At 35.4% G+C, this 25,886-nt stretch carries 17 protein-coding genes; 14 read left to right on the forward strand and 3 right to left on the reverse strand.

Features of this window, described 5'->3' with window-relative positions:
* Position 1: 1 nt before the first annotated feature.
* The 8 genes from ABDJ34_RS05940 to ABDJ34_RS05975 all read left to right on the forward strand — a co-directional run bounded on the left by ABDJ34_RS05940 (position 2) and on the right by ABDJ34_RS05975 (position 19,215).
* Positions 2-3,355 carry an FtsX-like permease family protein gene (locus ABDJ34_RS05940; protein ID WP_412701699.1) on the forward strand — a complete coding sequence of 1,118 codons (3,354 nt, stop codon included), beginning with the start codon at positions 2-4 and terminating at the stop codon, positions 3,353-3,355.
* A 1,586-nt stretch (positions 3,356-4,941) separates the two neighbouring features.
* Positions 4,942-5,730 (forward strand): DnaJ domain-containing protein, encoded by a 789-nt coding sequence (locus tag ABDJ34_RS05945; protein ID WP_412701700.1) that lies wholly within the window; start codon positions 4,942-4,944, stop codon positions 5,728-5,730.
* A gap of 1 nt (position 5,731) precedes the next feature.
* A complete protein-coding gene (locus tag ABDJ34_RS05950; protein WP_412701701.1) occupies positions 5,732-6,130 on the forward strand; it encodes an HIRAN domain-containing protein in 399 nt (132 codons plus the stop codon).
* A gap of 9 nt (positions 6,131-6,139) precedes the next feature.
* On the forward strand, positions 6,140-6,859 hold the full coding sequence (locus ABDJ34_RS05955) for a Type 1 glutamine amidotransferase-like domain-containing protein (protein ID WP_412701702.1): 720 nt from the start codon (positions 6,140-6,142) through the stop codon (positions 6,857-6,859).
* Positions 6,860-6,864: 5 nt separating this feature from the next.
* Positions 6,865-7,563: a YwaF family protein gene (locus ABDJ34_RS05960; RefSeq protein ID WP_412701703.1), complete on the forward strand. Its 699-nt coding sequence runs from the start codon at positions 6,865-6,867 to the stop codon at positions 7,561-7,563.
* Positions 7,564-7,587: 24 nt separating this feature from the next.
* Positions 7,588-8,022, forward strand: a complete 435-nt coding sequence (locus tag ABDJ34_RS05965; protein ID WP_412701704.1) for a GNAT family N-acetyltransferase — start codon at positions 7,588-7,590, stop codon at positions 8,020-8,022.
* 738 nt (positions 8,023-8,760) lie between these two features.
* Complete coding sequence (gene faf / locus ABDJ34_RS05970; RefSeq protein WP_412701705.1) at positions 8,761-10,629, forward strand: adhesion factor FAF; 1,869 nt, start codon at positions 8,761-8,763, stop codon at positions 10,627-10,629.
* Positions 10,630-11,469: 840 nt separating this feature from the next.
* Entirely contained in the window at positions 11,470-19,215 is a 7,746-nt protein-coding gene (locus ABDJ34_RS05975) for a Rib/alpha-like domain-containing protein (RefSeq protein WP_412701706.1), read from the forward strand.
* A gap of 113 nt (positions 19,216-19,328) precedes the next feature.
* Here the strand turns inward: ABDJ34_RS05975 and ABDJ34_RS05980 are convergent, their stop codons facing one another.
* A complete protein-coding gene (locus ABDJ34_RS05980) occupies positions 19,329-19,853 on the reverse strand; it encodes a DNA topology modulation protein (RefSeq protein ID WP_412701707.1) in 525 nt (174 codons plus the stop codon).
* A gap of 180 nt (positions 19,854-20,033) precedes the next feature.
* Here ABDJ34_RS05980 and ABDJ34_RS05985 point away from each other — a divergent pair, with 180 nt between their 5' ends.
* The 5 genes from ABDJ34_RS05985 to ABDJ34_RS06005 are packed head-to-tail and all read left to right on the forward strand — an operon-like array spanning position 20,034 to position 23,850.
* A complete protein-coding gene (locus ABDJ34_RS05985) occupies positions 20,034-20,456 on the forward strand; it encodes an SH3 domain-containing protein (RefSeq protein WP_412701708.1) in 423 nt (140 codons plus the stop codon).
* Complete coding sequence (locus tag ABDJ34_RS05990; protein WP_412701709.1) at positions 20,457-21,236, forward strand: tyrosine-protein phosphatase; 780 nt, start codon at positions 20,457-20,459, stop codon at positions 21,234-21,236. It begins immediately after the preceding gene.
* A 1-nt stretch (position 21,237) separates the two neighbouring features.
* Positions 21,238-21,876, forward strand: coding sequence for a YveK family protein (locus ABDJ34_RS05995; RefSeq protein ID WP_412701710.1), 639 nt, complete (start codon positions 21,238-21,240; stop codon positions 21,874-21,876).
* Positions 21,866-22,465 carry a CpsD/CapB family tyrosine-protein kinase gene (locus tag ABDJ34_RS06000; RefSeq protein ID WP_412701711.1) on the forward strand — a complete coding sequence of 200 codons (600 nt, stop codon included), beginning with the start codon at positions 21,866-21,868 and terminating at the stop codon, positions 22,463-22,465. Before ABDJ34_RS05995 ends, ABDJ34_RS06000 begins: the two co-directional genes overlap by 11 nt.
* 59 nt (positions 22,466-22,524) lie before the next feature.
* Positions 22,525-23,850: an aldehyde dehydrogenase family protein gene (locus ABDJ34_RS06005; RefSeq protein ID WP_412701712.1), complete on the forward strand. Its 1,326-nt coding sequence runs from the start codon at positions 22,525-22,527 to the stop codon at positions 23,848-23,850.
* Here the strand turns inward: ABDJ34_RS06005 and ABDJ34_RS06010 are convergent.
* Entirely contained in the window at positions 23,822-24,094 is a 273-nt protein-coding gene (locus ABDJ34_RS06010; RefSeq protein WP_412701717.1) for a DUF1294 domain-containing protein, read from the reverse strand. The genes ABDJ34_RS06005 and ABDJ34_RS06010 overlap by 29 nt on opposite strands.
* A gap of 36 nt (positions 24,095-24,130) precedes the next feature.
* On the opposite strand from ABDJ34_RS06010, the gene ABDJ34_RS06015 reads away from it, so the two are divergent.
* Positions 24,131-24,838, forward strand: coding sequence for a pseudouridine synthase (locus ABDJ34_RS06015; protein ID WP_412701713.1), 708 nt, complete (start codon positions 24,131-24,133; stop codon positions 24,836-24,838).
* A gap of 40 nt (positions 24,839-24,878) precedes the next feature.
* On the opposite strand, the gene ABDJ34_RS06020 is transcribed toward ABDJ34_RS06015, so the two are convergent.
* The gene (locus tag ABDJ34_RS06020; RefSeq protein WP_412701714.1) at positions 24,879-25,520 is read right to left on the reverse strand and encodes a dihydroxyacetone kinase subunit L; all 642 of its coding nucleotides are present in this window, start codon (positions 25,518-25,520) and stop codon (positions 24,879-24,881) included.
* Between the last annotated feature and the right edge of the window lie 366 nt (positions 25,521-25,886).

Here is a 25,886-nt window from a genome sequence, read left to right on the forward strand (position 1 = left end):
AATGAAGAAAAAAACATTAAACAAGACGATTTTTAAATCGTTTATAGAATCTAAGGGACGATTTTTGTCGATAATGTTGTTGATGATGCTTGGATCCATGACACTTGTCGCGCTCAAAGTCACAGGCCCCGATATCGACAAATCGGCTAACAAATACTACGAAGATTATAATTTGTCCGATGTCAATGTCATCAGCGATTACGGAATCACGACAAATGATGCGAAGGAGATAGACCAAATCAAAAATATCGCAGACGTTGAGTACGGATATTTTTCAGATGCGACGATAGATGACACTCCAACATCGTTTAGAATATTTTCTAATACGAAAAACATATCTAAGTTTGAGCTAGTAAGTGGCAAATTCCCACAAAAAATAGGAGACATAGCACTTACCGATCAATACAAATCCAAATACAAAATCGGAGATAAAATAAAATTCAAAGAAAAAGACGAAGACAGTAAGATTTTGAAAAAAGAAGAATTCACAGTAACGGGATTTGTCAATTCTACAGAAATTGTCTCCAAGACCGCTTTGGGAAATTCTTCTGCTGGATCTGGAAACTTGGAAGGTTACGCAGTTGTAACAGAAGACAACTTCGACACTGATGTCTACACGATTGCACGTGCACGCTTTCACGATGTGCGTGGGCTTAATTATACAGACTCTGAATACATCAGAAAAGTCGACAAACATCAGAAACAACTCGATGAAATCCTGAAAGATAACGGCAAACAACGACTCGAAGAAATCAAATCCAAGGCGAATGACAAAATCACAAAATCCAAGAAGAAAATCGAAGATTCAAAAAAAGAAATATCCGATGCAGAGAAGAAATTATCCGACGGACAAAAGAAAATAGACGACGAAAAAGCAAAGCTAGTATCGGCACAAAAACAAATCGCAGACAAGGAGTCCGTAATCAAGAATTCAAAATACCAAATCGAATCAGCAGAAAGCCGTCTTCAAGCAACCAAGAAACAATTGGACGATGCGAAAGTTCAGCTTGACAACGGACAAAAACAATTGGATTCTAAGAAAAAAGAAGTCGAATCAAACAGAAAGAAGTTATCACAATCAAAAACAACCCTTGATGCTACAAAAGCAAAGCTTGATTCATCAAACGCACAAATCCAACAAGGAAAAGCAAAGCTACAACAAGCAAAACAAAACCTTGAACAAAAGAAAGCAGAACTCAAAAAACAGGGAATAAATCCTGAGGTTGTTCTAGAAATCCAACAAGCTGAAAGTTCAATCGCAGAACAATCAAAAATGATACAACAATCCGAAGCTCAGTATAACCAAGGATTGGCGAAGTACAATCAGGGAATTCAACAATACAAATCTGGAAAGAAAAAAATTGATGAATTTGACACAGCACAACGAAAACTATCCGAAAAGAAAAAGCTCTATCAAAATTCTGTTGCGAAGTATGACTCTGGACGCAATCAGCTTAACGCATCCAAAACAAAATACCAAAACGGAATAGCACAGCTGAATTCATCAAAAAGACAAATCCAAGAAGGACTTAACAAAATTTCCTCGTCACAAAAAGAACTCGACGACAACAAAAAAGAATTTGAAAATGAAAAGAAAAAAGCCGACGACAAAATCCAAGACGCAGAATCCAAAATCCACGACGCACAAATAGAAATCGACGGATTATCGTTGCCAGAATATTCGACATACACGAGAAGGACAATGCCGGGTGGCGACGGAATCAAAATGGTCGAAACGACATCATCGGGAATTACGAAAGTAAGTAACTTATTCCCAGTAGTCTTGTATCTTGTCGCAGCGCTAGTAACAGTCACGACAATGACGAGATTTGTCCAAGAAGAACGAAACAATGCAGGAATTCTGAAGGCATTGGGCTACAATGATACTGATGTCATCAAGAAATTCGTGTTATACGGACTTATCTCTGGAGGGTTGGGCACGATTTTGGGAACACTACTTGGAACGTACGTACTTCCGTACATTTTGTGCACGTCGCTTTTGGCAAATATGACCATACCACCAGTCAAGTACTATTTTTCATTCAAAATACTCGGACTATCAGTGCTATTCGCAATAATTTGCAGCGTACTGCCAGCAGTTTACATCTCAATCAAGGAACTTCGTGAAACAGCGGCACAACTTTTATTGCCGAAACCACCGACAAAAGGCTCCAAGATTTTCATGGAAAGAATCACGCCTTTGTGGAGCAGAATGACATTCACGCAAAAAGTCACAGCAAGAAATATCTTCAGATACAAGCAAAGAATGTTCATGACGATATTTGGAGTTGCAGGGTCTGTCGCACTATTATTTGCAGGACTAGGAATCTCATCATCAATCAAAGGCATCCAAACCAAACAATACGGACAAATCATCCAATACGATGCAGTAGTCGCTAAGAAAGATTTCGTAACAGAAAAAGAACAAGCAAAGATCGATCAATTATTAAAATCAGATGATATTCAAGGCTACATTCCGATTCACTTTGAAGATATAACGAAAAACATCCCTGGAATTGAAGACGAACAAACACTAACCATGCTTGTCACACACGCCGACACATTTTCGCCATATATAAATTTGGAACACAAAAACTCCGAAGACGCACTCAAAATAACGAATGACGGCATAGTTATATCGCAGAAACTAGCCTATTTAATGAAAGTGAATATAGGCGACACCATAACGCTAAAAGTTGCAAACCAAGATAGAAAATTCAAAATCGCACAAATCACCAAAATGTACGCTGGACATTTTATCTTCATGAGTGATGATTATTTTGCGAAAATTACAAATGATAAACCGACAAACAACAGCTACTTCATTGCCCTCAAAGATAAATCCAAGACAAACGTAGAGAAGGTTACAGCGAAATTCATGGCGTCAAACGGAATCAAAGCCGTATCACAAAACACCAACGTCATCATCCAAGTTGAATCGATGACCAACTCGCTCACGAAAGTAATGACAGTGCTAACTATAATGTCGCTATTACTTGCAATAGTAATTCTGTATAACTTGACCAACATCAACGTAGCAGAAAGAATCAGAGAATTATCCACGATAAAAGTATTGGGATTTTTCAACAATGAAGTAACCATGTACATCTATCGTGAAACAATCTGCTTGTCGATTATTGGAATAATCGCTGGAATATTTGGTGGGAAAATACTTCACAAAGTAATTCTCGATAAAGTAGCCCCAGCGGAAATATTCTTCAACCCAAACATCGAAGTGTGGGTATATATCCTACCGGTAATTTTAGTAATTGTTATACTTTACGCGTTGGGAGTAATAGTCAACCACAAATTGAAAAAAGTAGATATGCTTGAAGCATTAAAATCAGTAGATTAAAGTAAAATGGAAAGTAGAAAACCATGCTTGCACGAATATCTAGATTACGAAAATTTGTGATTTCTATATCTCAAAATCCTAAAATTTGAAGCACGCTTCGCTTACGCGGTCAAATTTTGGACGGATTTTTTCGATATGAAATCAACAAAATTTTCTCCATATGATATTCTTAGCAAACATGGTAATCTACTTTTTTCAATTCTATAAAAAGGGGAGAGGGGGTTTCGCAGGACGTATACATCACACAGGGACAGGAAACACAAAAACTCGTAAAACGCTCATCTGTCTACAAAAATTGATAAATTCATCGCTTATGAAACTAAAATTGTGAACTCGCCTTCGGCTCAGATATCACAATTTTTTTACGTTTCATTTCGCTAGAATTTATTTCAATTTTTTCCGAATGATTCACTTATTTACGATGTTTTTGGTTTGTTTCAATGCTAAATTATTCAGCAAACATTCTCCATCTACTTTTTTCTTCCCCGTTTTCGTAGCACATTCGTCTGGCTTACAAAAATTGGAAAATTCTAATCTCAAAATCCTAAAATTTGAAGCACGCTACGCTTACGCGGTCAAATTTTAGCCGGATTTTTTCGATTGAATTTTGCACAATTTTCTCCAGATGACTCATTTAGCTACGATCTTTTTTGTTTATTTCAATGCTAACGGAATTCTAAGCAAAGATGGTAATCTACTTTTTTTAATTCTATAAAAAGGGGAGATTGGGTTTCGCAGGACGTATACATCACACAGTGACAGGGAAACACAAAAACTCGTAAAACGCTCATCTGTCTACAAAAATTGATAAATTCATCGCTTATGAAACTAAAATCGCAAACTCGCTGACGCTTAAACAGTGCGATTTTTTAACGTTTCATTTCGCTAGAATTTATTTCAATTTTTTCCTAATGATTCGCTTATTTACGATGTTTTTGGTTTGTTTTAATGCTAAATTATTCAGCAAACATTCTCCATCTACTTTTTTCTTCCCCGTTTTCGTAGCACATTCGTCTAGCTTACAAAAATTGAAAAATTCTAATCTCAAAATCCTAAAATTTGAAGCACGCTTCGCTTACGCGGTCAAATTTTAGCCGGATTTTTTCGATTGAATTTTGCACAATTTTCTCCAGATGACTCATTCAGCTACGATCTTTTTGTTTATTTCAATGCTAACGGAATTCTAAGCAAAGATGGTATTCTACTTTTTTCAATTCTATAAAAAGGGGAGATGGGGTTTCGCACCACACATACATCGTACAGGGACAGGGAAACACAAAAACTCGTAAAACGCTCATCTATCTACAAAAATTGATAAATTCATCGCTTATGAAACTAAAATTGTGAACTCGCCTTCGGCTCAGACAGCACAATTTTTTTTACGTTTCATTTCGCTAGAATTTATTCCAATTTTTTCCGAATGATTCGCTTATTTACGATGTTTTTGGTTTGTTTACGAAAATCAGAGTCGCACGACGTATACTTTTTTCAAACACTATCAAAACACTTACAACATTTTACACCACACTCCAAAAGTCTCAATATTGTGGTAAAATAAACTAAAGAAATTATCGGGGGAGAAGGCTATGATTAAAAAAATCGTTAAGGTGGATTACAATGATAAATACGACGATGAGATTGACAAGCTCAGAGTGTCAGTGTCGATGCTTTTACTTGAACGCGATAATTTGTTGTTTCATGAATGCAAGAATATTGAAGCTGAATACGTTCTGGAATTCGGAAAGCTTGAATACAAGGTCTATGAAGCGGAATGTGAGTATCGCAGGCTGAAAAGAAAGCTGGAATTAATTATAACTTCTCGCAATCACAACGAGCCTATCGATTTGGATACGATTGAAGAACAACTTGAGAAAGAAATGGAGGAATTCTACAAGATACTTAACGCTAAGCTTGGAGAAATCGAAGATGCGAAAATTCGCCAAGGGTTACCGCGATTATCCGTTGAAGAAGATAAGGAACTAAAATCGCTCTACAGAAAACTAATTAAAAAACTACACCCGGACATGAATCCAAATGTCACAGAATACGAAAAGGAACTTTTCAACAAGGTTGTAGAATGCTACGAAAATGGGAACTTGCTTGAATTACAAATGATAGAAATATCATTGGAGGACAAATCAGTCACAGTCGAAAATTCCCTTGAAGAAAAACAAAGGCTTACCAAATTAGTTGACAAACTAAACTCGCAAATTCAAGAAATCAAATCGACCTATCCTTATATATTAAAAGAAACTTTGGTAAATAAAGAAAAAACCATTCAACGATACAAGGAACTTAACGAAATGTACGACAGGTATTCTTATGAAATACAAATATACACCGAAGAAATCAAACAATTTCTGAAAGAGGAATAAAATGAGTGACATCATAAAAAAGAACAACGATTATTTGAGAATAAAATACACTGATGGACATGGCTTATCTGGAATCAAACCGTTCCAACGTGATATTTTGCTTTTCGATACGCATATCGCAGGAACCACACACATCGAAGGAATGGACGAGTTGGAAAAGCACATCCACATAGGAGATAGGCTGGAATTTTACAGACAACAGGACAATCCTTACGACACTAACGCCATCGAAATCAGAAATGATATGAACGTAAAGCTAGGATACGTGCCAAAAGCGGACAATATTGTATTTTCAAGATTAATGGACGCTGGCAAATTATTGTATGGCAAAGTTATATCCAAAGAAATATTGGATAATTGGGTCAAAATACGAATCGAAATATATTTGCACGAAATATAGGAGAACCAAATGAAGGTCATACTCACAAGTGACATAATGTCCAAGGACAAACGACAACTTAACAGCTTAAATGGATTTGTCGACAAAATCCACGAATATGTAGATGATATCAACTGCCTATACATTCCATCAAATCCATACAGGCAATTTCTCACAAATACAATAAGCTCTCACCACAAAAGAGCATTCGAGAAAAGTGGATTCACAGTCAAAAGCTGGGATGTTTTTTCTCTTTTTCAAAAAAACATTTTAAACAAACTAATATCCAACGCAAACCTCATAATACTCGCAGGAGGGCACGTTCCCACACAAAACAAATTCTTCCACGACATTAGGCTTAAACAATACATAAAAGATTATAAAGGACTTGTAATAGGAATAAGTGCTGGGAGCATGAACTCTGCAACAAAAGTGTACGCACAGCCCGAAAAACTTGGCGAAGCAAAATCGCCGCACTACGACAGATTCCTTGAAGGACTGGCTATTACAGATATCACAGTGCTTCCACACTACAAAGATATCAAAGATGAGCGCCTGGACAATCAAAGAATCATGGAAGATGTCACACTTCCCGACAGCTACGGGAGAAAATTCTACGCAATCGAAGACGGAGCATACATCGTCCCTAATGAAAACAAAATCTACGGAAATTGCTACGTAATCAAAGACGGAAAAGTCAAAAAAATCTGCAACACTGGACAATCCGTAAATCTACGAGGAGATTATTAAAATTAATGACACAATTTTTCAGATACACAGAAGATGCCTACACCGACATCAACATAGCATTACTCAGAATAATGCTATTAATAGTAATATTATTAGCCTACAAAATCAAAAACAAACAAAAATTACTCAAACCAGCACTGGTTCTGGGCTTTGCAGGACAAATCCTTTTGTTTACATGGTATGTAGGAAACCACAACATATTCATAAAAGAAGGATTGCCGCTGTTTCACTGCAGAATATCAGCAATCATGATGCTAGTAGCATACATCCTTCGCAACGACAAACTCATGCGCTACTTCGCATGGCTCGGACTAATCGGAGCGATCATATCATTCGCATTTCCAGACCCATCAAAATACTTGTGGCCACACGTAACCAACCTAACATACACCATGAACCATTTGCTACTAGCATTTACCGGAGCGTTAATAATATCATCACACACATCACACATCAAAATCAAAGACACGCTCATGATAACAAGCATCATGAATGCAGTAATAATGACAGTAAACCTAATTCTTAATACAAATTACGGATATCTCGTACATTTTCCAGAATCCGTACCACTAAAATTATCGCCAGCCACAACATTTTTGATAATGTCAATGATAATCACATCATTAATCGCGTTATCAGACAAAACACAAGAAAACCTATCACACACAAAACAAGAACAAACACAAGTAACTATGCAAGAATAATTGCATAGTTTTTTAGGAGATAAAATGCAAACACACATCCAAAAATTCACACAACTATCCACACAAGAGCTCTATCAAATCTACAAACTCCGAGTAGACGTATTCGTAGTTGAACAAAAATGCCCCTACCACGAAATAGACGACATCGACCTAGAAAGCTACCACATATATCTACAAGACGACAACTCAAAAATCTTGGCTTACTGTAGATTGTACAAAATAGAAGACACATTCCACATCGGAAGAGTAATCGCATCAGAAAGACGCAAAGGATACGGCGCACAAATAATGAAAGCAGCGCTGGAATTTGCAGCGCAAACACTTCACGCAGATACCATAATCATAGAAGCACAAACCTACGCTAAGAACTTCTACGAAAAAATAGGATTCATTCAAAACTCAGAACCATTCGATGAAGATGGAATCGAACACATGCAGATGAAATATATTGTAAGTTAAAACACGACAACACACCAAGGACAAAAAAACTTGGTGTTTTTCTTTGAAAAAAATAAAAATATGAGAAAAAATTACAAAAAAGTTACAAAAACAAATCTCATTTATACTAACAGTACCGATAGTTAACATCTAAAAAAAGATGCATTAGCATAACAGCGTAAATACGAAACATCTGACACAAATCAAACGAACTCAAAATCAAATAACATTGTGCTATAAGTACTACTGCTAGCAATAATTTTATAACAAAGTTGACATGTAAATATTTTCTCATATATCACAATATTCACATAACAACACTACTAATAATTACCACACGAACATATAATAATATATAGAGAAAGAAATCGAAGAAAATTAGAACATAAAAACAAAACAAACTCAAAAAAATAATTTAAATTAAGCGAAATCTACCAATACAAACCAAGAAAAACAAGAATAAATACGTCTAATATCAAAAAAACATCAAAAAACCATTAAAAATATGTAAAAACACAAAAAATTTCTCGAAAAAAGGTTGAAATTTTAATTCGTTATAGTATAATTAAATTTACATAGACACACGTTATCATGAAATGAAAGTTTACTAAGTTATATTTTAGACAAATCAGCACTAAACTTTTATTAAAAAGCTTGATTTATTAAATTATTTGATTTAAAATATAATTACAGATAAACAGTCATAAATGATATAAGTTTAAGTTTATGAAGGTTAAAAATTTTAGGAGGAATAAACCAATGAAATTAAACAAAAAATTATTGACAGCAGCATTAGCTGGTGCTCTAATCGTAACAGCAATTCCAGCTGGAACATTCGCTGATCACAACAAAGCTGAAGATTCTTACACTTATTTATTAAACTTAAGTAAAGAACAAGCAGCAGCAAAGATTGCAGAATACACTGCTATTATTAAAGAAAAATCAGCAAGAAGAGCTGAAATTGTTACTCAACCATTCAATCCAGATGGAACTTCTGAAGGTTTAATTGAAAAATTACAAAAAGAAGAAGCAGCAGCAAAAGCAAAATATGAAGCAGCAAAAGCAAAATATGAAGCAGCTGAAAAAGCATTAACAAAAGCAAAAGATAATGAAGAAAAAGCAAGATTAAACTTAATCAAAGTAAATGATGCATTCGACGCTAAATATGGTGAATACCAAGCAGCAGTAGCAAAAGCTAAAGGTGAATATGAAGCAGCTAAAGAAAAAGCACAAAGAGAATATGATACAGTTATTGCAAATTCTAAGAGAAAATCAGAAGATGCTAAAGTTGCATATGACAAAACTGTAGCTGACAAAGAAGCGGCACAAAAAGCACTTGATGCAGCAGTTGAAGCAGGTTCAGAAGCTGGACACATTACTGAACTAAGATTAATTCTTGAACAAAAAACTCAAGCTGAAGCTAAAGCTAAACTTGTATACGATGCTGAATTAGCAAAGATTGATGATGTTGTAAACGCGGCAAAAGCAACTCAAAAATCAGCTTTTAATACAGCCAAAAACGCTTATGATGCTGAAATTAATAGATTAAACAAAAAATACAAATTAAGTGACGGATGGAATGAATCTGCAGCTGAATTAACAAAGGCTAGAAGAGAAATTGAAAAAGCTACTAAAGCATATGAAGCAGCTCAAGCTGGAACAGTTTCAGCACAAAAAGCTTATGATAGTGCTTTAGAAGGATATAAGACAGCTAAAAAAGCATATGCAGCAGCTAACCAAAAAACTTACAAAGTTGCAGAAGAATTAAAGACTATCGAAAAAACTTTAAAAGAAAACTACACTAAAATAAATGTAATATTAGCTGACCAAAATAAATCAATCAATGATCTAGCAGGTCAATTAAGTGCAGAAACAATTAAAGCTCTTCAAGATTGGGCAAAATTATCAGGTAGCGAACAAGCTGATGCAATTGCTAAATTACAAGAAGAATTAAACAAACTTAAAGAAGAATACAACAAAACAAAAGATGAAATCAAAGAAGTTAAATCAGTATACACTTACAAGTTTGCAGTAAAAGATACTACTGGTAAAGGTGTACAAGGATTAACATTAACTTTCACTAATATCGAAGATACTTCAAAAGTATACGCAGCTACTTCTGACGAAAACGGAGACATCATTGTTAAAGGTATTGTTGAAGGAACTTACAAGATTACAATTACTACAGTCCCAACAGGATACAAAGTGGTTCAAAAAGGTAAAATGGTTTCTGAAGTTAAAAGTTTATTCAGACCAGAAGCTGAAGTAAAAGCTGAAAACAACGTTGAAGAAATATCTGACAAAAAAGACGAAGCTAAAGACAAAGAAATTGAAATTCCTGAATATGTAACTATTAAAGGTGGAAAAGAAGACAAAAAAGAAGAAAAAGATGACGAAAAAGTTATCGAAGGTGGAACTATCGTAGTTGAAAAAGAAAAAGACAACGAAAAGAAACCAGAAGACAACAAAAAACCAGAAAAAGAAGATAACAAAAAACCAGCTAAACCAGCTAAAAAAGTAAAGAAACAATTACCAAAAGCAGGTGCAGCAGCTGAAGCAGCTACAATAGCAGCAGCAGCTATGGCTACAATGGGTGGAGCTTATCTTTCACTTAAAAAACGTAAATAATTTACGCAAATAGATTATACTAAAAAGATTTAGAGAGGACATATGTCCTCTCTTTTTTTAGTTCATAGATTGGTAACTTAATTTGAAATAATTTTTCGTATTAACATAATTCTGTTCAAAAATCTCAAAAATCATAAAAATTCATATTGTCTGAAAAGCCACTTTATTTATATGGAAATGTTGACACTTTTATTTTAATTAAGTCTAATTACTCAATTAAATTGAAAATAACAATTCATTTTAAAATTTAAAACTAAATAGAATTAACATTACTAGTGAAAAAATAATGTTTAAAACAATATAAACTTAACAAATCAAACAAAAATTTAGAATCTTTAACTAATTTCAAAAAAATCATAATTTTTAAAAGAATTGGTGTTTTTGTTAAATGTGATAATTAAGAATAAAAAAGAATAACAATACATGATTTAGTGCGATAAAAACATATGCTCAAATGTTATCATAAACACGCTTTTTAACAGACAATCACAATAAAGTAAGTAAATTGAACGAAGATTCTATTTATTTTATTTGCTATCAATATGGTTGCATTTTTTGTTGATTGTGGTAAAATATCCATACGAAGAGTTGATTTTTTATTTAATGCTAGAAAACTTTTGAACAAATCATTATTTTTTCACATTAGGCTACAAGCCGTTTTCCGGGCATTTCATTATTTAAAAAATAAAATTCTAAGTTCACAATTGTTGTGGTTTGCTTATTAAAATGAATTTAAAAGGGAAATATTACAAAAAAGTAACAATTTTTAATACGAAATTTTATTTTTGTTACAAAAACCAACCACCCAATAGAGAAAATATTCTAAGAAAGGAAAATGTAATGAATAACAAAAAGATATTTGAAAAAATCATTACCGAAAAAAGAGCCAAAAGCTTTAACGAAAGACCAAAATACGGTCTTAGGAAACTAACAGTAGGTGTAGTTTCATGCCTTTTAGGTTACATGATGTTCTTCACACCTAACGTTGTTGCAGCTGAAAAAGTTGACCAACCACAAGCTGTAGAAGCTACAGTTGAATTAACAGAAGCTAACAACGTTGAAAATGTTGAAGAAGAATCAGAACAACCAAAAGAAGAAGCTGCTGAAATTGCAGAAACTGAACAACCAGTTTCTCACGTACAAGCTTATTCTTCACAAGCGACTGAAACAAATGCACAAGATAGATCAGTAAAAGCTACTGCAGAAGAAACATCTGAAGCAACAACTGAAAAAACAGCAGAAAAAACTACTGAATTTAAATTAACAGAAAAACAAAAGAAACAACTTGAAGAAGCTGGATTTGATGCAGAACAAATCCAAAAGATTGAAAACGACATTAAATTAGAACTAGAAAAAGATCCTAATTACGATGTTGAAAAACACATCAAAGATGCTATAGAAAAACTAAATCAACCAGAATTAGCATTAGCACCAAAAGCACCAACAACTGGAGTTAGAGACGCTGCACCACCAGAAGACACAACTACAAGTGCCGATGCAAAAGATGCAGTTCATGGCTATGTTGGTGTTCTAGTTGGCGGCGACATCAATGCTGACTTAGGGGCAGAAACTGGACAAAGATTTAAACCAATAGAAGGGGTAAAGGTATATTTCCAATGGTATGAAGCAAAAGGGAATAGAACATCACCAACTTATTACGCAGTTTCAGGAGCTGACGGACAATTCCACATTAAAATGAAACCATATATTGGCCAAGATGGAAAATTAGTAAAATTCGATGCAGATACGACATCATCAGCAGGGAGTGAATCCTATAAAATGTGGGTAGATGAGTCTACAATTCCAGAAGGCTACCAACTTCAATACTCTACAGGAGAAGGTGTTGAATTTACAGACAGAAAAGTAGCAGGTGGCGATTTCCAACTTGGACCAAACAGACTCGTTAATTACAGAGTTCTTTTGATGGAAAAACAAGATGAAGCAAAGATGCACAAGGGAGCAACTCCAACAACTCCACAAATTTCTAAAACAGGTCAAGGAGCTGTATGGGGAAAAGTTTCTTGGGACTATGAATCTGCAGGTGGTATTCAATGGGGTATCGTATCGACGCCTACATCACCAGCTGAAGGAGTAACAGTTACTGCATCCTACCTATCTGACTATGCATTGAAACAAATTTACAGTGCTAAAACAGCAAAGATGTTAGGCCTTTCCAAACCTAGCGATATACGTGGATCAGGTTGGACATTTAAACTTGAAACCCAATTACAAGAATGGATTGCTAAACAAGTTGCAGCTGATAAAGACAAGTGGATTGCAGAAACAGTAAGCGCTAAAACAAATGATGAAGGCGATTACCTAATCCAATTTAAGGGAACTTGGGGTCCTCATAGAAATACTTCTGCAGTAGCTGAATACGAAAGAGTAGCAGGTAAGTACTATGCAGGCGATGCCCACAAATGGAGCGCGGAAGAAGCAAACCGTCTTGGTACCGTTGCAGAAAATGCCAAAGATGGATCATTCTTAACAGGTGCACTTGATTGGAATGAAAAACACGTAAACTCTGACTGGTTATTTATCTCAACCAAGGATACAGATGATGTTGTAAAGAGAACTCCATGGAACTACAACTGGTACACAGGCTCTGACAATGGCTGGGGTATCCACGGTGGTTGGGCTCAAGCAGCCTTTGGAGTATCAACAGTTCAAGCAGCTAACTCAACAAGAGCTGACTTTAACCTTGCTCCGGCAGAAATTAAATTCAACATTACAAACTTTGATACCCAAGCAAATACAGCAATCCCAGGAGATGTAGCAAAAACTAATACTCAAGGTCTTCCTTACAAAAACACTAATGATTCATTTAAAATCGTATGGTATGACCAAGATGGAAACAAAGTAAAAGAAGAACCTACTCAAAACCCAAAAGCTACAGGTGCATTAGCAGAAGCAGCTTATGATACAAAAGATGTAAAGGAAACAAAAACCTTTATAGCAAAACTTCACTATGTTAAACCGGATGGAGGTCTAGGACCAGTTTTAGCTCAAGATGCCTTTACTGTTAAGGTAGGTAAGATTGTAGTGTCTGCCTATGATGATGTAAATATTGCAAATCCTGCAGCTAATGATGAATCAATGAAGGGTGCAACCTATTCAGCTGAAGGTCTTCCAGAAGGACTTACTATAGATAAAAAAACAGGTACAATCTCCGGGAACGTAAAAGTCCCTGGAAAATACACTGTAACTGTTACAACCTCTATTCTTGATGAAGATTCTGGAGAAATAATGGAAGGAACATCTAACTACACAGCCCTTGTTACAGACTCGCCACTAGAACATGGAGAAGTTGGCCTTGAATACAATAAAACTGTAAAACCTGCAGATATTGAAGGCTATGTATTTAAAAATGTATCTTCCAAATTTATAGATGGCAAAGCTATCGATGGTTTAACTATAGCAGGAGATCAAATCTCTGGAACTCCAACAGTAAAAGTTGAAGCAACACAAGAAGATCCAAACGTAGAAGTAACTTATGATATCTATAAATTAAATGATAAAGGACAAGAAGTCCTAATCAAAAAAGGACACGTAGACAGAGTTCCACTTTCAATTAAAGATGGTGAAGCAACTAAATATGAACCATCTTATACAGCTGTAGATGGAAAAGTAGGAACAGAAGCAACAGTAGCTGCTCCAACATTTACTGACAAAGAAGGAAATCCAGCAACACCAGAAAATGTAACTTACGAATTAGGTGAAGGAGCTCCAGCAGGTGCAAAAGTTAATGCTGACGGTAGCGTGACTTATACACCAGTTGAGGGAGATGCAGAAAAAGCTGTTAAAATTCCTGTAGTAGTAAAATACTCAGATGGAACAACAGATAATGTTAATGCAGTTATTAATGTATCCAAAAAAGCAACAATAGCCGATCAACTAAAAGAACTTGGCGGAATAAGCCCTGAAACAATTAAAGTTTGGAAGGGTGACGACATTGATTGGAAAAAAGGTGTGACACCAAATAATACTACTAATGCAGCTAAAGTAAGGGAACTAATAGAACAAGCAACAGTAACAGATATAACTCAAACAACAAGAGATTCAAGTAAAGCCGGAAAATTTGAAGGTAAACTAAGATTAAGTTTTAATGATGGATCTTCAATAGAAGTTGAAAATCAATGGCTATATGTAAGTGAACATGTAGTAGTTATAGATCCAAATAATACAGATCCTGATGCTATAAAAGAATCAGACCTACCTAACGGTGCAATTCCGGTTGTATTTGCTGGCAAGCTAGGTGTAAGTAAAGTGAACACTAATGGTGTAAAAATATACGCTAAAATGGGCGCAACTTTAGAAGACGATCACTTCCCAACAGATATAACATTTGAAGATGGTTATGGAGGACCAGTAAAATGGGACCCAGCAGATCATAAAGTTACAAATAGAGCGCCATATTATAGCAAACGTGGAATTTTCACGTTCAGAGCTAGTGCAACTTTATTAGATATCATAGACAGAACAGGAAATGAAGACAAACCAACACCAGACGGATATGTAAGAGTAACATTCACAAATGGTGAAGGTGTAAACGACATTGCAAACAACAAAGTATATGATGTAAAGATTGGAACAAAATTACCAGCTGATAAATATCCAACAGTAACAGCAAAAGACGGATACGAAAACCCAACTTGGTCAACAGTACCAGGAACAGCAATCACAGCTGACAATGCAACAATCACAGCAACAGCTACAAAAACAACACCAGCAGTTGAAGCAGAAGCTGAACAAGTAGAATTTGGTGGCACATATGACTTAACAGATAACATCAAAAACTTACCAGAAGGTGCAACAGTAGTAGATGTAACACCAGAAGGCACAATAGATGTAAACAAAACTGGAAGCTATACAGGAAAAGTAAAAGTAACATTTAAAGATGGTTCATCAAGAATAGTAGACGTGGCAGTAACAGTAGGTGAATCACAAGCATCAAAAAATACTCCAAAAGGTCAAGACATAACAGTTAAAAAAGGTGAAACACCAAAAGCAGAAGATGCAATCAAAAACAAAGATTCACTACCAAAAGGTACAAAATATGAATTCAAAGAACCAGTAGACACTAAAACAGATGGATCAAAAGATGCTACAGTAGTAGTAACATATCCAGATGGATCAAAAGATGAAGTATCTGTAAAAGTGAATGTAGCTTCTTGGAATTCACTATTTAACGCAAAAGGCGGAGAATTTGAAGTACCAAAAGGAACTGACGTAAAAGCACACGATGTTTATGAAAAAGTTAAACTAATCTTCAAGGAAAATGGCAAAGAATTTGTAGTCGGCGAAGATAACAGAATCCTTCTACCAATAGGTAATGATTCTCATGCTTGGTTATATGTTGACTCAGCAAAATTACCAACAAAAGATAGTAAAGTTGGTCCATACACTCAAAATGTAACAATCACTTATCCAGATGGATCAAAACAAATAGTTCAAGTTGTTGTTAAGGTAGTAGATAAAACAGATGCACAAAAGAACCCAGTAGTAGCACCTGAAAAGACAGAAGTTAAAGATAAGACTGCTCTTACTCCAGAAGAAAAAGCAGAAGTAGAAAAGAAAGTTAAAGACAAGAATCCAAAAGCTGAAAAAGTTGAAGTAGGAAATGATGGATCAGTAACATTAACATATCCAGACAAATCTACAAACACTTTAACACCTGAACAAACAGTAACTGAAAAAGCAAAAACAGATGCAGAAAAGAATCCAGCAGTAGCACCTGAAAAGACAGAAGTTAAAGATAAGACTGCTCTTACTACAGAAGAAAAAGCAGAAGTAGAAAAGAAAGTTAAAGACAAGAATCCAAAAGCTGAAAAAGTTGAAGTAGGAAATGATGGATCAGTAACATTAACATATCCAGACAAATCTACAAACACTTTAACACCTGAACAAACAGTAACTGAAAAAGCAAAAACAGATGCAGAAAAGAATCCAGCAGTAGCACCTGAAAAGACAGAAGTTAAAGATAAGACTGCTCTTACTACAGAAGAAAAAGCAGAAGTAGAAAAGAAAGTTAAAGACAAGAATCCAAAAGCTGAAAAAGTTGAAGTAGGAAATGATGGATCAGTAACATTAACATATCCAGACAAATCTACAAACACTTTAACACCTGAACAAACAGTAACTGAAAAAGCAAAAACAGATGCAGAAAAGAATCCAGTAGTAGCACCTGAAAAGACAGAAGTTAAAGATAAGACTGCTCTTACTCCAGAAGAAAAAGCAGAAGTAGAAAAGAAAGTTAAAGACAAGAATCCAAAAGCTGAAAAAGTAGAAGTAGGAAATGATGGATCAGTAACATTAACATATCCAGACAAATCTACAAATACTTTAACACCTGAACAAACAGTAACTGAAAAAGCAAAAACAGATGCAGAAAAGAATCCAGTAGTAGCACCTGAAAAGACAGAAGTTAAAGATAAGACTGCTCTTACTCCAGAAGAAAAAGCAGAAGTAGAAAAGAAAGTTAAAGACAAGAATCCAAAAGCTGAAAAAGTAGAAGTAGGAAATGATGGATCAGTAACATTAACATATCCAGACAAATCTACAAATACTTTAACACCTGAACAAACAGTAACTGAAAAAGCAAAAACAGATGCAGAAAAGAATCCAGTAGTAGCACCTGAAAAGACAGAAGTTAAAGATAAGACTGCATTAACAGATGCAGAAAAGAAAGAAGTAGAAGGAAAAGTTAAGACAGCTAACCCAAAAGCTACAAAAGTTGAAGTAGGAAATGATGGATCAGTAACATTAACATATCCAGACAACTCAACAAACACTTTAACACCTGAACAAACAGTAACTGAAAAAGCAAAAACAGATGCAGAAAAGAATCCAGTAGTAGCACCTGAAAAGACAGAAGTTAAAGATAAGACTGCATTAACAGATGCAGAAAAGAAAGAAGTAGAAGGAAAAGTTAAGACAGCTAACCCAAAAGCTACAAAAGTTGAAGTAGGAAATGATGGATCAGTAACATTAACATATCCAGACAACTCAACAAACACTTTAACACCTGAACAAACAGTAACTGAAAAAGCAAAAACAGATGCTGAAAAGAATCCAGCAGTCGCACCAAATAAGACAGAAGTTGAAAATAAGGATAAATTAACTGACGAAGAAAAAGCGAAAGTTAAGGATGAAGTTAAGAAAGTAAATCCTGAAGCTAAAGAAGTTGAAGTTGATGACAAAGGTAATGTAACTATCACTTATCCAGATGGATCAACAAATACCTTAACTCCTGATCAAACTATAACTGAAAAGGGTGCAACTGATGCAGAAAAAGTTCAACCAAATATTCCAGAAGAAAAAACTGGAGTTAAAGATCTTGATAAATTAACTGATAAGGAAAAAGAAAAAGTTAAGAATAAGATTGAAGAAGCTAATAAGGATAAGTTCCCAGAAGGAACAGAAGTATCGGTTGATGACAAGGGTAATGCAACAATCACATACCCAGATGGATCAAAAGATACTATCCCAGCTGAAGATCTTGTATTCGAATACAAACATGGAAATCCAGAAATTGATGGCAGACCAGAACTTCCAATCTCTGATATTATCGACCCAACTATTCCAGGAAAGACTGATGTAGGTGACAAAGATAACTTAACTGATAAGGAAAAAGAAGAAGTTAAGAAGAAGATTGAAGATGCTAATAAGGATAAGTTCCCAGAAGGAACTAAGGTAGACGTTGATGATAAGGGTAATGCAACAATCACATACCCAGATGGATCAAAGGATACTATTCCAGCAGACAAGTTGGTTAATGAAAAATCTACTGGAGATAACCCAGGAACAACTCCAGGTGGCCCAACTGATCCATCAAAACCTGGCGACGGAAACAAACCTGGCGATGACCAAAAACCTGGTGATGGAAACAAACCTGGTGATGGAAACAAACCTGGCGACGGAAACAAACCTGGCGACGGAAACAAACCTGGCGACGGAAACAAACCTGGCGACGGAAACAAACCTGGTGACGGAAATAAACCTGGTGACGGAAATAAACCTGGCGACGGAAACAAACCTGGCGACGGAAACAAACCTGGTGACGGAAACAAACCTGGCGACGGAAACAAACCTGGTGACGGAAATAAACCTGGCGACGGAAACAAACCTGGTGACGGAAACAAACCTGGTGACGGAAACAAACCTGGTGATGACAATAAGCCATCAGACAAGAATATCGCTGATAAGGTAGATCCAACAGTTCCAGGAAAGACTAAGGTTGAAGATCCTTCTAACTTAACTAAGGACGAAAAAGACAAGGTTAAGGATTCTATTGAAAAGGCTAATAAGGATAAATTCCCACAAGGAACTAAGGTTGAAATCGGAAAAGACGGATCAGCTACTATCACTTATCCAGATGGATCTAAGGATACTATCAAGGGTAGTGATTTAGTTGAAAAGATTGCCGATGCACCAACTAGACCTTCTAAACCTTCTAAACAAGACAAACCAGCTAAGAACTTACCAAAAGCAGGTATTGAATCAGAAGCTATGATGATGGCTGCTGCAGCTCTATCTACTTTGGGTGGATTGTATGTTTCAAAGAAGAAAAAAGAAGATGAAGAGTAAATTATAGATTTGATTCTGTAGTTTATTGAACTGAAAATACCCGATCATGTGATCGGGTATTTTTACTTGTCAAAATATTTGTTTTTCAAAAAACTCCAATAAAAAAGAGCCTATTACAGGCTCGTGTTGCTTCGCTGGAGGTATTTCTTAAATTTTGTGAGTTCTTCTTGGTTATTGATTTGAATCCATTTGTGTGAGTAATGTTTTTTCATGTTGGCATAGTTTTCACGCTTTTCTTTGCTGCGTCCATCTATTAGTATCCACTTGATGAATTCAAAGTCCAGTTTTTCGGGGCAATTGTCTGGTAAACTTTCTCTGGTTTTGCCATGGTATTTGATGTAGCGCTTGATGGCTCTTGCAAGGCAATTGAATCTGTTGAAGTTAAGGAAAATTATGATATCAGATAGAGCGAGTCTTTCTGTTTTCTTTAATTTGCTATAGTTTCCGTCTATTACCCAATCGTCTTGTTTCATAAAATTTTCTACTATGTTAATCGCTTCATCAAGGTCACGTTCTTGCCAATTTTCTTTCATGTTTACTTGGTCAAGATGAAGCAATGGCAAATCGTATGTTTGTGATATGTCTTGTGCTAGTGTGGATTTTCCTGATGCGGAATATCCTATTATTGAAATTTTCACACTTTTCTCCTTATATTAATATGATTATCTTCTTCTATTATATATAATAATGGAACTAATGTCACGTTACTATTTCGCGATTTGATGGTATAATGTAAGTAGTGATTTTTTGGAGATTTTTAGGTATATAAAAGTCTTAATATATGTTAAAATAATAATTGTTAATTAGGAGATGATTTTATGAAGAGATTGATACCTATTGCGATTTTGGTGTTGGTGTTGACGACTGGTTGTCTGAGAAAACCAGAACACTACGAATCGATGAGAAATACGGAAACAGCAGAGTCTGTGGAAAATGAATCTACAGAACAAACAAAACCTGAAGATTCAAAACCAGAACAACCAGCAGAAAAGCCTTCTGAAGAAAACACTGCTTCCAATAAACCGGAAGAATCTACTGAAAAGAAGACTATGAAGGTTACTGCGGATATTTTGAATTTGAGAAGTGAAGCTAGCACTAATTCTGATATTGTGACTAAGCTTAAGAAGGACGATGAGCTTAAGGTTATCGAAGAAACAAAGGATGACTATGGGGCTACTTGGGTTAAGGTTGATTTTAATGGTCAAGTAGGTTTTGTTTCTAAGGAATTTTTGGGTGAGTAAATGATTGATATTAATAGCAAGATAATGGCGGACATGAAGAATGGTTCGAGTAATATGGATCAGGCTATTGCGACTGCAATAGAATATGTGAGACTTGGTTACAAAAAGGTTGTGAGTGCCTCTGAGATTTCTACGAATGGAAGGGTTCTGACTGCTGATGAAAAGCAACTTCTTATCGATAGGATTAATGAAGAACTTGATTATCAAAAGATTGATTTTCAGGTGTTGTCGGGCAATTTGATGAGCTGTGATCCTAAGATGATGGAGTATTTTCACAATGATCTGATTAGTTCGATTAATTATTCCAGATATATTCTGCTTGAGCTTCCAAGTACAACTGAATACAAGGATTTGAATAAGTTTATATACGATATCCAAATCAAAGGATATGTTCCGATTATCGTTCATCCGGAAAGATGCAAGTATGTCCAAGAAAATCCAGACTATTTGATTTCTTTGAAAGAAAGGGACTGTTTGGTGCAATTGGATATGAGTTCTGTGGTTAAGTCTAAATCTAGCAGGTTGTTCAAGACTGCTAAGGAGTTGTTGGACAGACAAATGGTGGATGTTGTGGCTACGGAATCTGAAAATGCATATGAGGCGGAATATATTAGAGATGGGATTAAATCTCTTCATAAGATTATAGATTCGGATTATTTTGATTTGATTATGAGACTTAATCCACAACTTATCGTGGAAGATGAAAGAATAGACAGGATTCCTGTATTAGAGAAGAAGAGCGGTGGAGTTTTGTCGAAGATTTTTGGTAAGAGGAGATAAGATGAGAGATAACTTATTTGTAAGAACTTTGAGAAATAGATTTGTGCCTATTGTTATGGTGGCGCTTTTGTTCGGGATTGCGATGATTTGCTACGATGTTATGTGGGTGAGACCTGTGTACAGTGTGGATTCCAAGGTTGTAGTGAGCGCGAAAAGTGGCAACACTTCTACTACTCAAATAGAAACTGTGAAGTCTTTGGTTAAGTCTAGAATGGTGTTGACTGAAGTGAAGCAAAACTTGAAGTTGAGATCAAATGTTGAAGATTTGGGAAAGAAAATTAGCATTTCAGACGAGAACTCAAAGATTGTTAGTATAAATGTTGAGGATACTGTTATTCAACGTGCAAGAGATATTGCCGATGAATTGGCAGATATCACTGTGGAGAACGATGCAGATGAATACAGTGTTAAGGTGTTGGAATACTCTTCTGCTCCATTACAAGCTGTGTCTCCAAATTTGGTTAAGGACACTTTGTTGGCATATGCTGTGGGATTTTTTATTTCATTGATAGCTTTTATGGTGAGAGAATCTCACGATGATGTCATGAGAGTGAATACTGATGTGGAAGATTTGGGAGTAAATGTTATTGGAGATATTCCTTATGTTGATGAAAGGGGTGCTATGATAGATGAAGGATAGGGCTTTGTTTAATGAACAATACAAATATCTAAGAACTAATGTGAAGTTCGCTGGAGCAAATATTAAGTCTATCGTGGTTACTTCAGGATTTTTCGGAGAAGGCAAGACTTCTGTGGCTGCTAACTTGGCGAAGAGCTTTGCTTTGTCCAATCACAAGGTTGTTATTGTGGATATGGATTTGAGAAGACCAAGTTTGAGAAATTTCTACGATATTGACACTGAAATCGGCGTTACAAATGTCGTTGTGAATAAGATGGACTATAATCTTGCGATTAGTCACGACGAATCGATATGGGATTTGGATATTATTCACGCTGGAGCTATTCCACCAAATGCGAATGAGATTATTTCAAGTGAAGCTATGAAGAATTTCATCCGTATTTTGGAAGATAACTACGATTATGTGATTATCGATACTCCACCAATCGAAGCTTATTCTGATGCTGTTGCGTTGTCAGCAATTTGCGATGCGACTTTGTTGGTGTACAAGGTTGGAGAAACTAAAAAGAGCGACATCGAAAAATCAATCGATTCAATTAGAAATGTTAACGGCAATTTGATAGGACTTGTACGTATTAATGAAAAGTAATTATAGGCTGACTGATTTTACACGAATCAGTTGGCTTATTTTTTATAGAGAGGTAAATTATGATTGAAAACTTACGAGAAAAATCTCAAACGGTTTTGTTGAAGCCTTCTATTAGGGTTTTGTATATGAGAAAACTACGAGATTCTGTGAAAAATCATAGAGAAGAGATAATCTCGGCTTTGAAGGAAGATATCGGAAAAAGCGAATATGAGGGTTTCATGACAGAGTATGCAACTGTGATGCAGGAGCTGAATTTCTTCATTAATAACACTGTAAAACTTGCGAGGGCTAAGAATACTTCTTTTGATTTGTTGACTTTTCCGAACAAAACGGAAATCAGAAACAGGGCGTTCGGTGTGTGTTTGATTATTAGTCCGTGGAATTATCCTTTTAATTTGAGTATGATTCCTGTGATTGATGCCATTGCCGCTGGAAATAGTGTTTATTTGATGATGAGTAGAAAAAATCCTAAGATCAGAGAATTAATGAAAAAAGTTCTAGAGCCTGTGGAGGATATTGTTCATCTTGAAAATGACAGAAGTTATGATGAGGTGTTGGAAGAAGAGTTTGACTTTTATTTCTTCACTGGTAGCAAAAACAGAGGACGAGCTGTGTATAAGAAAGCGGCAGAGAATTTGAAGCCATGTGTCTTGGAATTGGGAGGTAAGAGTCCATGTATCGTGGACAAGAATGTTGATTTACAAGATACAGCGAAGAAGATTTGCTGGGCGAAGTTCACAAACTCCGGACAAACTTGTGTGGCTGTTGATTATTTGGTGGTTGAAGAAAGCATCAAGGATAGGCTTATGCATTATATACTGAAGGAGATTGACGAGAATTATTCCGATATTTCAGAGATGTCTAGGATAAAAACGAAGACAAAATACGATGAGTTCAGAAAAATTATGAGAGATAGAACGGATAGAATCGGTGGGAAATACCACGATGATGAGATGATTATTGAACCGTGTGTGTTTACTGATGCGACTTTTAATGATGAGATAATGAAAGACGAGATATTTGGGCCGTTGCTTCCTGTGATTTCATATACTGATATCGATGCGATTTTGATGCACATCAGAAGGATGGACAATCCGTTGGCGTTTTATCTGTTCACCAAGGACAAGAAATTGTGCGATTATATCACTAATTCTGTGGGATTTGGCGGAGGATGCATCAATGATTGTATGATGCACATCTCCAACAACAAGGCGCCTTTCGGTGGATTTGGCAATAGCGGACTTGGCCATTATCATGGCAAATGGGGATTTGACACTTTTTCACACAAACAATCGGTCTATGTTTCCAGAAAAGTCGACAATCCATTTAGATTCAAACCATTTACGGACAAAAAGCTTAATTTAATGAAAAAATTCCTCGGCTAATTAAGACGAATACTACAAGATAAACCAATGAAATCAATGGAATTGAGATGGTGAATTTCTTCTTGTATAGTTTATGTTTGAAGATTATCATGGAGCTCATTGCTCCGATGAAGTCTGCGAGTATGCACAAGAGTATCAGAACATTTTCAGAAATTCGGTATTTGTTGTGAATGGCTTTCCTTTTATCTATGAAGAAGGCTAGAAAAGTTATTAAATTTATTGTTAAAAAATATATACTAAACATTACATCACCCAAAATTATTGTACCATAAGGAGAGATATGAGATTAGATAGAATGCTTAGCGAGATGAAGATCGCAACGAGAAAAGAGATAAAACAAATGGTGAAAAAGGGGATTATCACGGTTAATGATGTGACTGTGAAGAAGTCTTCTGAGCATATAGATGAAAACAACGACGTGGTGAAAATCTACGATGAGGTTATTGAGTACAGAAAGTATTTGTATTTCGTGATGAACAAGAGAAAAGGTGTGACGAGTCATTCGAAAGATCCTATGCACAAGACAGTGATTGACGATATGGGAGAACTTTGTGTGTTTGATTTGAATCCTGTAGGAAGGTTGGATTTGGATACGACAGGGCTTTTGATTATAACGAATGACGGAAAATTTGCACACAATTTGATATCTCCGAAAAAAGATGTGTCCAAGAAGTACAAGGTTACTTTGAGAGATAAGGTTGATGAGAAATACAACGACACTTTCGAAAAAGGAATCAAGTTGATGCCGGAAGACATCATAACGAAACCTGCGAAGATGGAAATTATCGACGATTACAATTGCTACCTTACTATAAAAGAAGGCAAATATCACCAAGTCAAAAGGATGTTTGAAAGAGTTGGAAATGAAGTTGTTGAACTACAAAGAGTTCAGATAAGTGATTTCAAATTGCCAGAGGATTTGGAAGAGGGAGACTTCAGAGAACTTACTGATGAGGAACTCAGAATCCTTGGATTAGAAGAAGAATAAAGAAAAAATCTCAATTTAACTTAAAAGTTGAATTGAGATTTTATTTTGTGCGTCTTTTTTTGAGTACATATTTGTATAATGTGTCGAAAAACAAAAACAACGAATAAGCACCAGGGTCTATCACTCCAACGGAGAAAATCGCGTTGTGACGTGCTTTGCCTTTGTTGGCTGTCATTTCTGAAGTTTGTTCGCAAGCTATCTTGCAATCTACGCTTATTTTTTTCATTAATTTAATTGTATTTTCATTTTTGTTTTTTTCAAAGCTTTCTGTTGCAGCGTGGATGCAATCTAGAATTGTCTTGTCATTTAACTTACAGTTTCCAACAAGTTTCACAGATTCGGTCGTGATTTTCAAAATTTCTCCGAACATTTCACGGTCGATAACATCTACATCTGTAAGATATGCTGAAATCTTATCACATACATAAGAGTAGATAGGGGATGTTGCGCCTTTTACTTTATATGTAAATAGAAATGATAGATTACTGAATTGAGTTGATAGGTTTTCTGATTTGAAATCGGGAAAAGTCGTAAAAAGCTCCCTAAACCCATTATTCAGGTTAGAACCGTGGTCTCTGTTACTTAAATTCTCATCAAGCTTATTCAAAAGAGAACAATTTACCATTAAACATTCCTGATACATCGTGAAAACTCTGTAAATATCATCATTTGTAAATCCCATAAGCCCCCCTTTCTTACTTAATATTATACATGATTACAGAAAATTTTAAAAAAATTTCAAAAAATACTTGACAAGTATGATTTAGGAGCGTATACTGTAATAGTTGTCTGAAAGAGACGTAACAAAAACTTGATTAAGTTTACAAGAATTTAAAAAAGTTTTAAAAAAGTCTTGACAAGCTAAAAAAAGTATAGTATACTTTAATAGTTGTCACTTAAGGCAACGAAATAATTTAACAAAGAACCTTAATAAATTAAATAAAGTAAATACTTTGAGAGAAGTACAAACCAAACAATAATTCGGTGAGAATAAAAAAGCAAAAGTCAGCTGAAAAGCTAGCTTCAAACAAACATTAAATTGAGAGTT

Source organism: Finegoldia dalianensis (assembly GCF_046255015.1).
In the GTDB taxonomy this organism is placed as follows: Bacteria; Bacillota; Clostridia; order Tissierellales; family Peptoniphilaceae; genus Finegoldia; species Finegoldia magna.

Excerpts from the sequence above, each read along its gene's own strand:
- ABDJ34_RS05960 (WP_412701703.1), top strand. The coding sequence starts at position 6,865 with ATGACACAATTTTTCAGATACACAGAAGATGCCTACACCGACATCAAC.
- ABDJ34_RS05955 (WP_412701702.1), top strand. The coding sequence starts at position 6,140 with ATGAAGGTCATACTCACAAGTGACATAATGTCCAAGGACAAACGACAA.
- ABDJ34_RS06015 (WP_412701713.1), top strand. The coding sequence starts at position 24,131 with ATGAGATTAGATAGAATGCTTAGCGAGATGAAGATCGCAACGAGAAAA.
- ABDJ34_RS05945 (WP_412701700.1), top strand. The coding sequence starts at position 4,942 with ATGATTAAAAAAATCGTTAAGGTGGATTACAATGATAAATACGACGAT.
- ABDJ34_RS06005 (WP_412701712.1), top strand. The coding sequence starts at position 22,525 with ATGATTGAAAACTTACGAGAAAAATCTCAAACGGTTTTGTTGAAGCCT.
- ABDJ34_RS06000 (WP_412701711.1), top strand. The coding sequence starts at position 21,866 with ATGAAGGATAGGGCTTTGTTTAATGAACAATACAAATATCTAAGAACT.
- ABDJ34_RS05965 (WP_412701704.1), top strand. The coding sequence starts at position 7,588 with ATGCAAACACACATCCAAAAATTCACACAACTATCCACACAAGAGCTC.
- faf (WP_412701705.1), top strand. The coding sequence starts at position 8,761 with ATGAAATTAAACAAAAAATTATTGACAGCAGCATTAGCTGGTGCTCTA.
- ABDJ34_RS06020 (WP_412701714.1), bottom strand. The coding sequence starts at position 25,520 with ATGGGATTTACAAATGATGATATTTACAGAGTTTTCACGATGTATCAG.
- ABDJ34_RS05940 (WP_412701699.1), top strand. The coding sequence starts at position 2 with ATGAAGAAAAAAACATTAAACAAGACGATTTTTAAATCGTTTATAGAA.
- ABDJ34_RS05985 (WP_412701708.1), top strand. The coding sequence starts at position 20,034 with ATGAAGAGATTGATACCTATTGCGATTTTGGTGTTGGTGTTGACGACT.
- ABDJ34_RS05975 (WP_412701706.1), top strand. The coding sequence starts at position 11,470 with ATGAATAACAAAAAGATATTTGAAAAAATCATTACCGAAAAAAGAGCC.
- ABDJ34_RS05950 (WP_412701701.1), top strand. The coding sequence starts at position 5,732 with ATGAGTGACATCATAAAAAAGAACAACGATTATTTGAGAATAAAATAC.
- ABDJ34_RS05990 (WP_412701709.1), top strand. The coding sequence starts at position 20,457 with ATGATTGATATTAATAGCAAGATAATGGCGGACATGAAGAATGGTTCG.
- ABDJ34_RS06010 (WP_412701717.1), bottom strand. The coding sequence starts at position 24,094 with ATGTTTAGTATATATTTTTTAACAATAAATTTAATAACTTTTCTAGCC.
- ABDJ34_RS05995 (WP_412701710.1), top strand. The coding sequence starts at position 21,238 with ATGAGAGATAACTTATTTGTAAGAACTTTGAGAAATAGATTTGTGCCT.